At 67.3% G+C, this 13,407-nt stretch carries 14 protein-coding genes; 4 read left to right on the top strand and 10 right to left on the bottom strand.

The features are described 5' to 3' along the window. The first annotated feature begins 125 nt into the window (after positions 1–125). A complete protein-coding gene (locus NB3_RS23200; RefSeq protein ID WP_067807298.1) occupies positions 126–962 on the top strand; it encodes an alpha/beta fold hydrolase in 837 nt (278 codons plus the stop codon). A gap of 247 nt (positions 963–1,209) precedes the next feature. On the opposite strand, the gene NB3_RS23195 is transcribed toward NB3_RS23200, so the two are convergent. From NB3_RS23195 to NB3_RS23155, 9 genes are all read right to left on the bottom strand, one after another. Beyond that, positions 1,210–2,640 (bottom strand): S8 family peptidase, encoded by a 1,431-nt coding sequence (locus NB3_RS23195; RefSeq protein WP_067807296.1) that lies wholly within the window; start codon positions 2,638–2,640, stop codon positions 1,210–1,212. A 54-nt stretch (positions 2,641–2,694) separates the two neighbouring features. Continuing rightward, positions 2,695–3,291: an HdeD family acid-resistance protein gene (locus tag NB3_RS23190; RefSeq protein ID WP_067807293.1), complete on the bottom strand. Its 597-nt coding sequence runs from the start codon at positions 3,289–3,291 to the stop codon at positions 2,695–2,697. 103 nt (positions 3,292–3,394) lie between these two features. Beyond that, complete coding sequence (locus tag NB3_RS23185; RefSeq protein WP_244892038.1) at positions 3,395–3,868, bottom strand: maltokinase N-terminal cap-like domain-containing protein; 474 nt, start codon at positions 3,866–3,868, stop codon at positions 3,395–3,397. 227 nt (positions 3,869–4,095) lie between these two features. Next, positions 4,096–5,214, bottom strand: coding sequence for a coiled-coil domain-containing protein (locus NB3_RS23180; protein ID WP_244892037.1), 1,119 nt, complete (start codon positions 5,212–5,214; stop codon positions 4,096–4,098). Between the two features lie 271 nt (positions 5,215–5,485). Next, positions 5,486–5,767: a hypothetical protein gene (locus NB3_RS23175; protein ID WP_067807290.1), complete on the bottom strand. Its 282-nt coding sequence runs from the start codon at positions 5,765–5,767 to the stop codon at positions 5,486–5,488. A 7-nt stretch (positions 5,768–5,774) separates the two neighbouring features. Further along, positions 5,775–7,238, bottom strand: coding sequence for a hypothetical protein (locus tag NB3_RS23170; RefSeq protein ID WP_067807287.1), 1,464 nt, complete (start codon positions 7,236–7,238; stop codon positions 5,775–5,777). After that, complete coding sequence (locus tag NB3_RS35670) at positions 7,235–7,543, bottom strand: WXG100 family type VII secretion target (RefSeq protein WP_067807284.1); 309 nt, start codon at positions 7,541–7,543, stop codon at positions 7,235–7,237. Before NB3_RS35670 ends, NB3_RS23170 begins: the two co-directional genes overlap by 4 nt. A 29-nt stretch (positions 7,544–7,572) precedes the next feature. After that, positions 7,573–7,899, bottom strand: coding sequence for a WXG100 family type VII secretion target (locus NB3_RS23160; RefSeq protein ID WP_067807281.1), 327 nt, complete (start codon positions 7,897–7,899; stop codon positions 7,573–7,575). A 331-nt stretch (positions 7,900–8,230) separates the two neighbouring features. Beyond that, on the bottom strand, positions 8,231–8,641 hold the full coding sequence (locus tag NB3_RS23155; protein ID WP_067807278.1) for a helix-turn-helix domain-containing protein: 411 nt from the start codon (positions 8,639–8,641) through the stop codon (positions 8,231–8,233). Positions 8,642–8,686: 45 nt separating this feature from the next. Here NB3_RS23155 and NB3_RS23150 point away from each other — a divergent pair, with 45 nt between their 5' ends. From NB3_RS23150 to NB3_RS36615, 3 genes are all read left to right on the top strand, one after another. After that, positions 8,687–9,625 (top strand): NAD(P)/FAD-dependent oxidoreductase, encoded by a 939-nt coding sequence (locus NB3_RS23150; RefSeq protein WP_067807275.1) that lies wholly within the window; start codon positions 8,687–8,689, stop codon positions 9,623–9,625. 6 nt (positions 9,626–9,631) lie between these two features. Further along, the gene (locus NB3_RS23145) at positions 9,632–11,026 is read left to right on the top strand and encodes an MDR family MFS transporter (protein ID WP_157111966.1); all 1,395 of its coding nucleotides are present in this window, start codon (positions 9,632–9,634) and stop codon (positions 11,024–11,026) included. A gap of 612 nt (positions 11,027–11,638) precedes the next feature. Beyond that, on the top strand, positions 11,639–11,770 hold the full coding sequence (locus NB3_RS36615; protein ID WP_280495475.1) for a hypothetical protein: 132 nt from the start codon (positions 11,639–11,641) through the stop codon (positions 11,768–11,770). Positions 11,771–11,900: 130 nt separating this feature from the next. Here NB3_RS36615 and NB3_RS23140 read toward each other — a convergent pair whose 3' ends face one another. After that, positions 11,901–13,337 (bottom strand): MFS transporter, encoded by a 1,437-nt coding sequence (locus tag NB3_RS23140; protein WP_067807269.1) that lies wholly within the window; start codon positions 13,335–13,337, stop codon positions 11,901–11,903. Positions 13,338–13,407 lie beyond the last annotated feature (70 nt).

The following is a 13,407-nucleotide window of genomic DNA, read 5'->3' as shown; positions in this document are numbered from 1 at the left end:
TACAGCGTTCTGGAGGCCGGCGGCGGCTTCGGGCACGCGCGCTCCACCGCCGAGTCCTGGGAACGCATCATCGACGCCCTGCACGTAGCCCTCGAGCAGTGGCCGACCGACGACGAGGAGAAACCATGAGATCCGGCACGCTTCCAGTTCCCGGAGCCACGCTGTACTACGAGGTGAGCGGCGCCGGGCCGGTGCTGTTGTTGCTGCCGGGCAGCGGAGGCGACGCGGCGGTGTTCGACCCCATCCTAGAGCCGCTCGCCCAGCACTTCACCGTGGTCACCATCGACCCGCGCGGCTACTCGCGCAGCGTGCTCGATCCAGGCCCACCGGCCGACATCGAGGTCGAGGTGCAAAGCGAGGACGCGCACCTGCTCCTCGAACATCTGACGCCGGCGGGCGAGGCCGCCTACGTCTTCGGCGGCAGCGGCGGCGCGGTGGTCGCCCTCGACCTGCTCGCCCGGCATCCCGAGCGGTTGCGGCTGGTGATCGCGCACGAGCCGCCGTCTTTCGCCGTGCTGCCCGATGCCGCCGAGCACAAGGCATTCGTCGACGAGGTGTACGAGCTGTTCGTCACCGAGGGTCTCGCCGCCGCGGGCGCCCGCTTCCTCGAAGGGATCGGCGGAGGCGTGCGCATGCCCGATCCCGCCGGGCTCTCCCCGCGCGCCGCGGCGATGATCGAACGCCTGCACGCCAACGCGCCGCGCAATATGGCGCACGAACTGCGCACGATCACCTCGCATCTGCCCGACGTCGCGGCGCTGGCGCCGGTCGCCGACCGCCTCGTGCTCGGTGCGGGCCGCGAGACCAAGGGCAAGCTCCCCCACCGTCCTGCCGAGGAGCTCGCCCGGCGGCTCGGTATCCCGCTCACCGAGTTCCCCGGCGGGCACAGTGGATTCACCGACGCGCCCACCGAATTCGCCGAGCTGCTGCTCGAATTGCTGCTCGCGGCGCGCGTGGAGTGAGCGGCACGCCGGGACGGGCGTCCGGGGCCAAGACGGCGCCTCCACGCACGACGAGCTGTGGGCGCTCGCCGATCACTATGGCCGATCCGACCTCACGTCCGCGGAATTTCCGGCGGCGGCCGCCGACACCTGGAACTCCTTCACGCGGATTCCACATCGAGCAAATATGTGGCGAGTGGATTCCACTATGCGGAATCGGGTAAGACCCTGCGCGGTTCCGGACTCGGAGTATGACCGCTTCGGCGGCCTACCGTGGCAGGATCATCGATTTCAGATTCGGTAGGTTGCCGATGCGCTGGGATGCCGGCCGGTCCGGGGCATCGGTTTGCGGCGTGCCGGTTTCCCGCAGCCGGGCGCGCACTTCCGCGGGAGTCTTGCGTCCGGCCGCGGCCGCGCTCATGCCCTGGTAGCTCGTAACCGCGCCGACCACGATCGGGGACGCGCTCGAGGTTCCGCTGAACACGTCGGTGTACCAGAGGTCCTCGTCGGGACCGCCTTGCAGGTCGCCGTACCCGGTGGTGGTGACTTCCAGGCCCCAGCCCTGCACGTCGATCCGCTCTCCGTAGTTCGAGAACGGCAAGCGCGAGCGGGGCGGGCCGTTGTCGCGGCCGTGGAAGCCCGGTGGGGGTGCGCCGGCTCCCACGATGATCGCCCCGGAGTCGGCATCGCCACCGCGGAACGGATTGCGCCATGTGCTCGGGAATTCCGCGGGGCGGGCATCGTAGAGCGCGGCGTCGAGGTCTTCGCCGCCGTTGCCTCCCGCTTCCACCACGACGATGCCCTTGCCGACCGCGTACCGGATCGCAGCGAAGTCGTCGGGCCACCATTCGATCGCGATATAGCCGCGCTGATCGGGCCGGTTGACGTAGTCGAAGCGCGGTCCGGGACGATGCAATTCGAGCAGCATCACATCACCGGGACCGAGCGCGTCCGCCGCCGAACGGATCGCGCTCGCCGATCCGGACCCGAAGATCGACACCGCGCGGATGTGGGCTTCGGGCACGATGCCGGTGATGCCGTAGGCGTTCACGTCGCCGCTGATCACCCCGACGACCGCCGTGCCGTGGTCGCGCCAACCCTGTTGCGGTGAGGGGCTGCCCCCGATCACCCCTCCTTGGTTGACCTGCAAGTCCTCATGGGTGAACCGCCAGGCGCCCTCGACGTCCACCACTCGCACACCGGTCCCCCGGCCGCCGGGAACCGTCCAGGCCCACCGGGCATCGATCCCCTGCGGGGCGGCATCCAGATAACCCTGGCGCACCACGAAATCCGGTGTGACCGGGGGCGCCTCGGCGGCGGAGCGGCCCGTGATCGCTCGCGCGCTCTCCGGCGCGATCGGCGGTTCCGCGGGCGGTTTCACATATGCCGCCGCCACATCCTCGGCGGCACGCAGCCGCTCGGCCAGTTCGTCGAGTCGGCCGGTGACGCCGCGGACGTAGAAGTAGTGCAGATATTCCGCCCCGGTCTCCCGATACGGGGTGGCGGTCAGCCTGCGTTCCAAACGGTTGGTCGGCCCGAAGACGCGCACCAGTTCGCCCCCGGCGGGGAGTAGTTCCGTCAGACGTGCTTGTGCGCTGCGACTGTCGCTCAGAGCGTTCGGCGTGATCGCGGTGCCTGCGCCCTGGGTGACCACGATGAGTTCCGCCGGCGACCGGAGCTCGGATTGCTGGGATGGCATGCCGCCCAGTCAACCTCGATAGCGTTCGGATCGCCACCGGATACGCCGTCGCGCTCAGCCGTCCAGGCGCAGGGTCGGCACCATAGCCGGCAGCGCGACCGCGTCGCGCCGAGAGCCAACGGCGAACAAGGCTTCCAGTGTCCCGATCGCGATCAGGCACGAACCGGCCACCCAGCCGAGCGTGTCCGGTGACTCGAACGGCACCGAACCGACCAGCACACCGAGTGCCAGCGTGACCAGTCCGAACAGCTCCTGCCGCCCGCGCCCGGCCAGGTCGTCGACCCAGACCGCCACGGTGGCGTGACAGATCCCTCGGATCGCCCACGCCAACCCGATCCAGAACGACAGCAGCGGAGCCGAATTGCCGCCCGCGAAGCAGAGCACCGCGAGCAGGGCCGACAGCGCCCCGCTGACCAGCACCAGCACGCGCAGCGGGGTCACGAAGCGGGCGCCGAACGCCACCGCCAGTTGTAGGACGCTGTTGAGCAGCAGGCAGCCGCCGGACAGCAGTTCCGCTGTCGGCAACGACTTGTGCGGCCACACCGCTAGGGCCACACCCATGATCATCGAGCAGGCACCGACCACCAGTACCGTCTGCCGGGCTGCGCCGGCCAGTGGTTCCGTACGCCCTTCGACCTCGGTTTCGGGCATAGCTACATGATATGACCAGAGTGGCGGTTAACGGATCGTTTGCCCGATCACAGTCGTCGTCGTACGGGCGGGCCGCAGTGCGAACGCGCGCCGTAGTCTCGAATTACGCTGCCACGCTGATCAATACGTCGCTCACGGTGACATCCTCGCTCAGCCGCGACGGCGCGCTGACCCGACCGGCTCCTGTCTGCTCCGCAAGCGAGATCGACGCGTGCAGAAGGCGATGGATGCGTACGATCCGATCGCCCACCAGGATGTCGGTGCAGGACGACCCGTCTCGCACCGCACCGAATTCCGCTGTGGGAGAGAGCATATCCGTGCGGCGCACGGTGACCGAGGGGTCCGGTGTGTCGCCGGCGCTCTGGGCCTGTGGCCGCGCGTTGCCGGTGAGCAATGCGACGATCTGGGCCACCGCCACCGGGTCACGGGTGGCGTCGTACACCCATCGGGTGCCGAGCACACCGTGTTCGGAGGTGCCCACGACTGACTCGGCGGCGTCCGGAAGCGGCGAGCCACGGTAGGTCAGCGGCACGTGGTAGGTGTACGGCCGCGCGCCGGAGTGATCGGTGATCACCACGAATTCGATCCCGACTTCCCCGTCCGTCGTCGAGCCGGAAACCACCGGCCTTGCGCAGATCCGGCGGCTTTCCACCGCGATACCAGGCTCGGCCGGGCAGCCACGAGGCCAGCAGTTGCCTCTTCGTGGGAACCATGATGGTCCGATGGATGACGGCCATACCGAATACTCCTTCACCGCGCACCTCGCTGCCACCGAGAGACCAGGGCAAAAGGCCTTGCGCCCATTCAGGCGTCGTCGCTGCGAGCGGGCTCGATAGCGGGCGATTTGCGAGGTTCGGCGAGGAGGGCGTCGAGCTGGGCTTCGGCGCGTTCGGCCCGCGCGAGGGTCTGCACGCGAGCTTCGTCGAGCGCCTCCAGTCGCTGAGCGGCTTCCGCACGCGCCTTCTCGACAGCCGCGGCGGCTTCGGCGCGGACAGCGGCCAGTTCGGCGGCCGCGGCGCGACGGGTCTCGGCGAGTTCGGCGCGGGTGGTGTCGAGTTCGGCGCGGACCCGTCGCCATTCCGCACGTGCTTCGTCCGCGGCTTCGGCGCGTTCAGCGGCGGCTCGCTCGGCGCGTTCGGCTGCTCGTTCGGCGTCCGCCGCGCGCTGCACGGCGAGATCGCGCTCGGAATGGGCGGCCGCGACCAGCGCTTCGGCCTCACGCCGGGCGTGCGCGATGTCGGTGTCCGCGCGACGCCCGGCCCGCTCGACCTGTTCGGCTGCTTGCTGTTCGATGCGCTCGATCTGCTCGGCGGATTCGCGGCGCACCGCGCGGACTTCGGATTCCGCGGCGCTGCGGGCGGCGAACACGTCGTCGGCCGCCTGCTTGGTGACACGTTCGACTTCGCGCAGTGCGTCGTCGCGCGCCGAATTCGCCTCGGCGATCAGCGCTTCGGCCTGTTCGGCGGCGCCGGCCGCGTCGTCGGCGGCGGATTCGGCGAGTTCCCTGGCCTCCTGCGCTTCCCGCCGCGCCTGCTCGGCCGCTACCGCCGCGCCTTCCGCCTCGGCGATCCGCCGCGCCGCGTCCACCTGCACCGCCTGCACCTGGGCTTCCGCGACCGCCGGATCGGCCAGGGTGGACAACTCCGCGACCGCGGCGTTCAGCGTGGTGTTCAATTGCTCGGCGAGTCCCCGGAACTGGGTGAGCAGTTCATCGGCCCGCAGCCGTGCGGCGGTCACCGGCCCCGGTTGCGTCACAGTGACGGCAGCGGTCGCGGCCTCCGATTCCTGCTGCTGCCGCTGCCGCTCGCGCCACGCACGCCAGCGCGTGTGATCGGGCCGGTCACAGTACTCCGAGGGACGACCGGGACCCGCCCCGCTGGTGATCGGACGGGCACAGCCCGGATAGTTGCACACCTTCGACACGGCCAGATCGTAGCGTTCGATCCGTCTCGAAGGTGTGACCCTGAGCGAGGGTCAACCCGCCTCGCACACCGCTTCCGCGCCACCGCCCATCACGACGCATCAGCCACTGTGTCGAGTGGCCTGAATCGGGAGAGGCGATCCCGAGCACTGCGCGCTCATCAGCGACCCTGTCGGCCAGCAAGGCCGGGAGGATGAAGGGGGACGCAGCCGTGGCGATGTAGGCGCATCCTTGATTTCCAGGAGGGTCGCCGTCGCAGGACGCTCTCGCGCGTCAAGGTTTCGGGACCGGACGGCCCTCCTTGTCGAACCACTGACCCGTCTTGGCGTCGCGAGTCCAGCCCTCGAATTCGGTGCCTTCCAGGTCGTCGGAGAACCGGCCACCGAAACCGGGTGGAACAGTCCCCTCCGGCGCGGGAGCGGCGTTTCGGACGGTCTCGGCGAATGCGGCGAGAATCGCGTCAGCGCGCGCCATCTCCTCCGCAGAAAGGGTCAACCCCAGCTGTTCGGCCTCTTCTTTTGTGTAGAAGATCTTTCCCCCGAATTTTTCCGGCATCTTTCTCCTAAATTTCGACCATTGTGATCAACCAACGGCCCGTGTCCGAGTTGAACGTTTTTTTGTTGACCATGAAATCGGTACCCGACTTGAACAGAACTTCGTCCGGGGTGCCGTATTGACTGTAGTCTCGGCCGGTCTTGCTCACGATGTGGTATTCGACATTCGAGTTCTGGACGAGGAATTCATTCGACCCGGTGGGTTTGGTGCTCGCGCTGGTGAATCCGATTTCTGTCGTCGGTTCGCCTTCCACGTATCTGGCCAGTTGCTCGTCGGTGAGGGTGGTATGCCGCACCAGCGGCCCTTCGTGGGCGGGGAGCTTGCCGAGCGCCTGATTGAACGCGTCTATCTGGCGTTGCTGCTCCGGGGTCACCCTGCCTTCGCGCAGGGCGGCGGTGAGCGAATTGGCCTGCGCATCGCTCGGGCCTTGCCTCAGTACCGCCACGTCGTCGGCGCTCAGCGTCGGCCGCGGAGGGTCCAGTTTCGGTTTGAGCGGCCCACCAGGCCGCAGTTCCTCGAGCCGTTTGACTTCCTGTACGGCGCGCTGAATATCTTGCTCGTATTTGACGCCCTGAGCAATCCGACGCTCGTTTTGCCATTGCTCGATCATGACTCTGATCGGACGGGCGTAGCGCGCGCAGATGGCAGCGGCGCCGGCCACGCCGATAGCCGCGCTGGCGCCGAGGGTGATCCAGCTCGACGCGATCGACACCGCCGCGTTGATCGCCAACTCTGTCAGTAGCGCATCCCGGATCGATTCGAGCTGGATCTTCAGGTTGTTGCGCAACTCGTCGAGCGCCTGGCGGTGATCCCGGCAGGATTGCGCCAGGTCGGTCATGGCAGTGATCACCGTGTCGGCGGCCGTTTTGAGCGCGCGCAAGTCTTCGTCGACGTACGCGCTTTCCGGAGCGGTGATCGTTTGCAGGGCGGTCGCCGCCGCGTCCAAGGCGGCCGGGAATCCCGCCACCGCCGCGGCGCGGGCAGTGCGCTCCCAGGTGTCGGCCGCGTTGCTCATCGTGGTGGCGTTGCCGTCGGGCACGATGATGCCGATCATCTCGGCCAATCCGATGCCCTCGTCGACCAGACCGTTTCCGGGTCCCCCCGCCGAGGGCAGCGGAATACGGCACACGATCACCGGCGGAATCGGCTCGGCTGGTTTGACGGGGATGGCATTGTTGTCGACGGTGGCGACCCATTCGGCGCATTCGTGGTTGTAGCCGATTTGCTGCAAGATCACGGCGTAGCCGTGAGCCGCGGTCGCCAGTCTGGAGACGAGGTCGAGGATTTCGGTGGCGCGAGCGTCGTAGGACTGGCCCCACTTCTTGCCGTCGGAATAGCTTCCGGCCATGTTGGTGGCCTGCGCCATCGCCGGCCATTCGCCGTCGACCGCGGCCCAGAACTGCGAGGCGGCGTCGGCCAGCTTCTGTGCGGTGTCGTAGTAGGTGGGCACCGACACGTCGATGACGGTCACCGGGCGGCTCCCGCGCCGCGGCCGAGAAGGGAGAGGTTCGCCGCGGTAGCCGCATCGTATTCCTTACGAGCCGCGGCGGCTGCGGCGCGCAAGTCTTGCAGGCCGTTGTGGATCTTCTGGGCCGCGGCGATCCAGTCGGCATGCGCTTGGGCGTGCGCGTCGGCCGCCGCGCCGGACCAATTGCCCTGCACCGTGGCGATGCGCTCATCGATTTCGGTGAGCGAATCGGCCACGAACGCATTCAGACTCTCGATGTGCTTGGTGACATCTTCCAGGTGCGCCAGGTCGACACGGTACTCGGTCATGGTCGTCTTCCAACGGTTCGGTGGGTTGGTCAGATCGGCGGCAGGCTGAGCGAGCTGTAGGTGCCGGCGCTCGCGGTGTCGGTGGCGGCGGTGCGGTCCACGACCACGCCGAGCAGCTCGGCCATGTCCGCCAATGCCTCGAACAGCTCCAGGGCGGCGCGGTGGGTCTCGTCCCATGCCCCGGTGTAGGCGGTGGCCGCGCCACCGCGCCAGCTCGACATGAGCCCGTCGACTTCGGCGCCGGCTGTGCGCAGGCCACTGATCAGGTTCGCGGCGGTCTGTTGCACGTAACGCCCGGCATCCGAGACGTGCTCGGGCACCACGGCGAACGTGGTGGCGGGTTGGCTCTCCGTCAACTCCTCAGTCCTCTCATCCGCCTGGGATGGTCTCGAATGGTTGGACGTAGCGGGCATCCGTTCGGTTCCATTCGAACTGCACACTCTCATATCGGATCCGGCTGCCCGCATCCAGCCGGGAAGCCGACCTCGGAAGCTGTGTCAGCACGAGCGCAGAACGCGATCGATCGCTCTCCGTCCCCCACGTCCCCATGTGGGTTGCCCCAGGCGAGAGAGGCGCGGCAGTCGCTCGTCGACGTGGCATCCTCTCGGTCCTTGTGCCGCGAGCCGCGCTCGATCGGGTGCGACAGGCCTGCTGGACCGGCTCGCCTCGCGCCGGGCTCGTGTCCGGTCAGCGGCGGTGCTCGATGTTCTCCACCAGTGCGCGGAAGGCCGGGCAGGTGGTGAAATCCTCTGCCGTGCAGGTCAGGGCGTGCTCGATCATGGCCTTGGAGGCTTCGAGTTCGCGCAGCCGCTGTCGCAATTCGGCATGGTGGCGCCGCAGGACGTCGTGGCGCTCGGTCCTGCTGGTGGAGCGCAACACCTCACCGAGCTGCTCCAGGCTCATGCCCGCGCTCTTGCCACGCATGATCATCGCCACCCGCGCGACATGGCCGTTGTCGTAGCGGCGCCGACCGTTCACCCGCTCGGTCGGCGTCAGCAGGCCCATTGCCTCCCAGTGCCGCAGCACGTGGGTGGCGAGATCGAAGCGGGCCGCCAGCTCGCCGATGGTCATGGTCGGGCTCGCATCCCTTGACTTCATGTTGACATTAACTTGAATAATCGCGGAAAAGTCAAGGAGGAAAACATGTTCGACGTAGTCGTCATCGGTGGTGGCCCGGCGGGCCTGGCCGCGGCTCTTTCGCTCGGGCGGACCCACCGCCGGGCGCTCCTGCTGGATGCGGGCGAAGGCCGCAACAATCCGGCGGACGCGATGCACAACTTCGTCACGCGGGATGGGACGCCCCCGGCGGATTTCCGCCGGATCGCACGCGCTGAACTCGACGCCTACCCGACGATCCAGATGCGCAGGGGTGCTGTGGCCACCGTGAGCGCCGCGGCCGCGGGTGGGTTCGAGGTGTCGCTCGCGCAGGGCGATCGGGTGACCGCGAGGCGACTGCTGCTCGCCACGGGCCTCGCCGACGAACTACCCGGGATTCCCGGGCTCGCCGAGCTGTGGGGCCGATCGGCATTCCACTGCCCCTACTGCCACGGATTCGAGTGCACCGGCAGGCCGGTCGCGGTGCTCGGGTCGGCGATGCCGCGTGTGCGATTGGCCCTGCAGCTGAGCCGGTTCGCCGGGGATGTCGTTCTGTGCACCAACGGTGGTGCGCTACCGGAGGACTTGCGAAACATACTGAAGGACAACGGGGTCGCGGTGCGCGAGGAATTCATCTCCCACGTCGATGGCGAGGCGGGCAAGCTCGATCGGATCGTCTTCGAATCCGGCCCGCCGCTGGCGCGGGACGCGGTCTTCGTCGAGAACGTGGCAGTGCAGCGCAGCGATCTCGCCGAGCAGCTGGGCTGCGCGGTGCTGTCCGACGGCTGCGTCGAGGTCGACGAGTTCGGGCGCACCAGCGTGTCCGGCGTGTATGCGGCCGGGGACACGGCACATCGCGCCACCGTCCCGATGCCGGTGGCGGCCGTCATCGCCGCCGCGGCGGCGGGCACGGTCGCGGCAGGCGTGGTCGATCAGGACCTGCTGAGCGAGGATTTCGCGCTGCCGAACCCCTTCGGGCGAGGGTGATCGGCCGTGACACGAACGATTCCGGTCACCAGGCCGAGTGCGGTGCCGCTGGCCACGGCTGGGTTGATGCTGGGTGCGCTGCTGTCGGTGCTCGATCAGGCCGTGGTCGCGATCGCGCTGCCGGAGATCGCCGCCGATCTGGGCGGTATGGAGTCCATCGGGTGGACGGTGACGGCCTACCTGCTGGCCACCACCGTCACCGGGGCGCTGTATGGCAGACTCAGCGACCGCTTCGGCAGACGCGCCGTCTATCTCAGCGCGGTAGGGATTTTCGTCATCGCCTCCGCGCTCGCGGGTGCCTCGCACACGCTGTGGCAGCTGGTCGGGGCCAGGGCACTACAGGGCATCGGCGGCGGGGCCTTGTTCGTCGTTCCCACGATCGCGATCGCCGAGCTCTACCCGGTGGACAAGCGCGGTCGCATGCAGGGCCTGATGGGTGCGGTCTTCGCGATCGCGAGCGTGGGTGGCCCGCTGATCGGCGGGACGATCACGGATCTCGCCGGGTGGCGATGGGTCTTCTACATCAACGTGCCGCTGGGCCTTGCGGCGATGGCTGTGGTCGCGCTGTCGCTTCGACTGCCCAGGGTCGGCGGTGACACCAGGCTCGACTATCCGGGCGCGGCGCTGCTGACCGCCGCCGTGGTGAGTCTGCTGCTGGTCACCGAATGGGGTGGGCGCAGCGCGGACTGGGGGTCGCCGGTCATTCTCGGACTTGTCGCGCTCACCCTCGTGGCACTGGCTGTCTTCCGCTGGTGGGAGCCCAGGACCCCGCATCCGATCCTGCCGCTGCGACTGTTCGCCGACCGCACCTTGCGGGCGCCTCTCCCCGCAACATTCGTATCGGGTGCATTGCTCGCCGCGTCCCTCGTCTACTTGCCGACTTACTTGCAGACCGCCTTCGATATCGGTGCCACCGCAGCGGGCCTGGCCACACTGCCGTACTTCCTGACCTTTGTGGCGGTAGCGGCGATCGCGGGCGGCAGGGCGGGTGCGAGCCGCGACTTCAAGCCCTACCTGTTGACGGGCGCGGTGCTCGCGACGGCCGGATTCTGGTTGCTGAGCCGGCTGGGGCCCGACACCGGCTATGCGGTGGTGGCGCTGTGCCTCATGGTGCCGGGCGTCGCCTTCGGTCTCCTGATGCAGAACTTGGTGGTGGTGACCCAGAATGCGGTCGGACCGGCCGATTTGGGTGTCACCACCTCCGCCACGCTCGCCCTGCGCGGTCTGGGTATGTCGGTGGGGGTGGCGGTACTGGGAAATCTGCTCAGCCGCGAACTCACCGGACAGACGAACGTGGCCGTCGCCGTCCCCGAGGTGATGGTGTGGGGTGTGCCGCTCGCCGCTGTGCTCATCGTGCTCGTTCTCGCGCTCCCGAAATCGGCTGCACCCGACCATCCGTGAGCGCAGCGAGCGAGGGGGGCAGGCCGGAGAGCTGCATCCTTCGTGGGGACTGAAATCGTAGCGTTTGGTTTCGTGATTTCGTCACCATTTCAGACGAAATGGAAGGCTGTCCCATCCCAGCGGTTCGTGCAGTCGCCCCTAGCCCTGACCGCCGATAAGTGAACCTTATCGGCGGTCAGCGCGTGCCTTCGGTTCTGGAGAACGTCTTCAAATTTCGTTTCGTAGCGTTATATGTGACGAAACGAAACCGCTACGGAAAGGATGGAAAACTGGGTACCCCCTCGCCAGGGACCGTGGACAACCCAAATGACGTAGGCAATGAGCACTCCAGGGACGGACGCACTACCAAGCCCGGCAGCAACCGAGGACGTGCACGGACGAGGGCGACTGGAAAGCGGACGCGAAGAACTCGTCGACAATTGAGAGACGACATGAAAATGTCAGCGATCTGGCCTGCGGATACGACAACCGTGTCAGGAGCAGGCGACACACGATGTCAGTAGCCCACGACGGGTTCTCCCGGACGGCATCCGTGCTCCGACCTGCGGAACCGGCCGCTCTGGTGAACTGTCTGCCGCCCGGCCAGTGCTTTATCGGCGGTTGAATGGTTGCATGCGGAATGTGGTCGACACTGCCAGGCTCTTGCTGCCGTTCGAGCTGCAGGATAGAGAAGAGCTTCAGGGGCTGCTGCACGATCAAGTGACAGTGGTTATGGAGCATGACCGGCTGCTGCTGGGGTCATGATCGACTGTGCCTCGCCGAAGGCTGTGGCGCAGAGGGCGTTCAGCGAGTCCTCGCCCCGCCACCTGGTCAGGCGGCGGCGATACAGAGCGCCGCCCCTCGGCGTGTATCGACGTGAATGACCTCGGCGAACTCAGTGCGCGGCGACCTGGTCTGCAATCACCACCGACTCTTCATTTCCTGGCAGGAAGAAGGCGACGACGAACGCGGCGAGCGCCGAACCTGCGGCAATGATCATGAGGACGTGGAAGGCGTTCTCGGTCGGAACCGCCGTGTCCCCGACAGTCATGGTCATCTCGGCGAGTACGAGGCCGGTCACGGCGCTGGCTGCCGAAGTCCCCAAGGCGCGCATCAAGGTATTGAAGCTGTTGGCCGCGCCGGTCTGCGACGGAGGCACCGCGCTCATGATGAGGGCGGGCATCGCACCATATGCCAAGCCGGTTCCGAAGCCGATGACCACGCCGGTGACGATCAATTGCCAGATCGAGTGCAACATGAAGATACCCACGATATAGCCGATCGCGACCACCACAGCTCCCACCATCAGTGTGACCTTGGGCCCGTATTCATTTGTCAGCCGCGAAGAAACCGGCGCCGCGACCAGCAGTACCGCACCGAGCGGCGCCATCACCAAACCGGCCGCCAGCATGGAGCCACCCAGGCCGTAACCGATCGATTTCGGTAGCTGCACCACCTGGGGAAAGACCATTGTCGCGGCGAGCACCGCGAATCCGAGCACTGTCGAAGCGATATTGGTGAGCAGGACCTGTCTGCGCCCCGCCACGCGCAGGTCGACCAGGGGCTCGGCGTTACGCAACTCCAACCGGGCCCACACGGCCAGCGCGCAAACAGCAATGCCGAACGCGACCGATGTCGAAGCACTTGTCCAGCCCCAGTCGGCGGCTTTGGATACGCCCAGCAACAGAGGGACCAAGCCGATAGTGAGCATGCCGGCGCCCGCAAAGTCGAAACTCCCACCGCTTCGTACCGGCGACTCGGGAAGGACAAACGAGATCACGGCGGCGGCGATAGCCCCCAGCACGGCCGAGGCCCAGAACAGCATGTGCCAGTCGGCCTTATCCGCGATCAACGCCGCAATCGGTAGTCCGAACGCGCACCCGACTCCGAGGGAAGCGCTCATCACGGCCACCGCGCTCGCGAGTTGTTCCTTGGGAAGCACATCGCGCATGACGCTGATACCCAGTGGGATCACACCGGATGCGAGACCCTGGAGCGCCCGGCCTGCAACGAGCGGCACGAGGGTCGTACTCAGAGCACATACCACAGAACCTGTAGTGAGCAGTACCAAGCCGATCAGCAAGATGCGGCGCTTTCCGAACATGTCGCCCAGACGGCCCATCACCGGTGTGGCGACTGCGGCGGCCAGTAGTGTGGCCGTGATAGCCCACGCCGTATCGGACGCCGGTGCGCCGAGGTACTCGGGCAGGTGCGGGAGGATCGGAATCATCAATGTTTGCATCAGGGCTACGACGATTCCCGCCATAGCGAGGACCGCCACCACAGGCCCGGTAGCCGGAGCCTTGCCCCCGAGCGGAACAGTGGTAGCCATCAACAGATCTCCATCGAATGCGGTTCGAATATCCGAAGTGGAACGCGAGGCGCCGACGCCTCGCGGTAGA

It is taken from the genome of Nocardia beijingensis NBRC 16342 (genome assembly GCF_001612785.1).
Classification (GTDB): Bacteria; Actinomycetota; Actinomycetes; order Mycobacteriales; family Mycobacteriaceae; genus Nocardia; species Nocardia beijingensis.
This window is presented reverse-complemented; position numbering and strand designations above follow the sequence as displayed.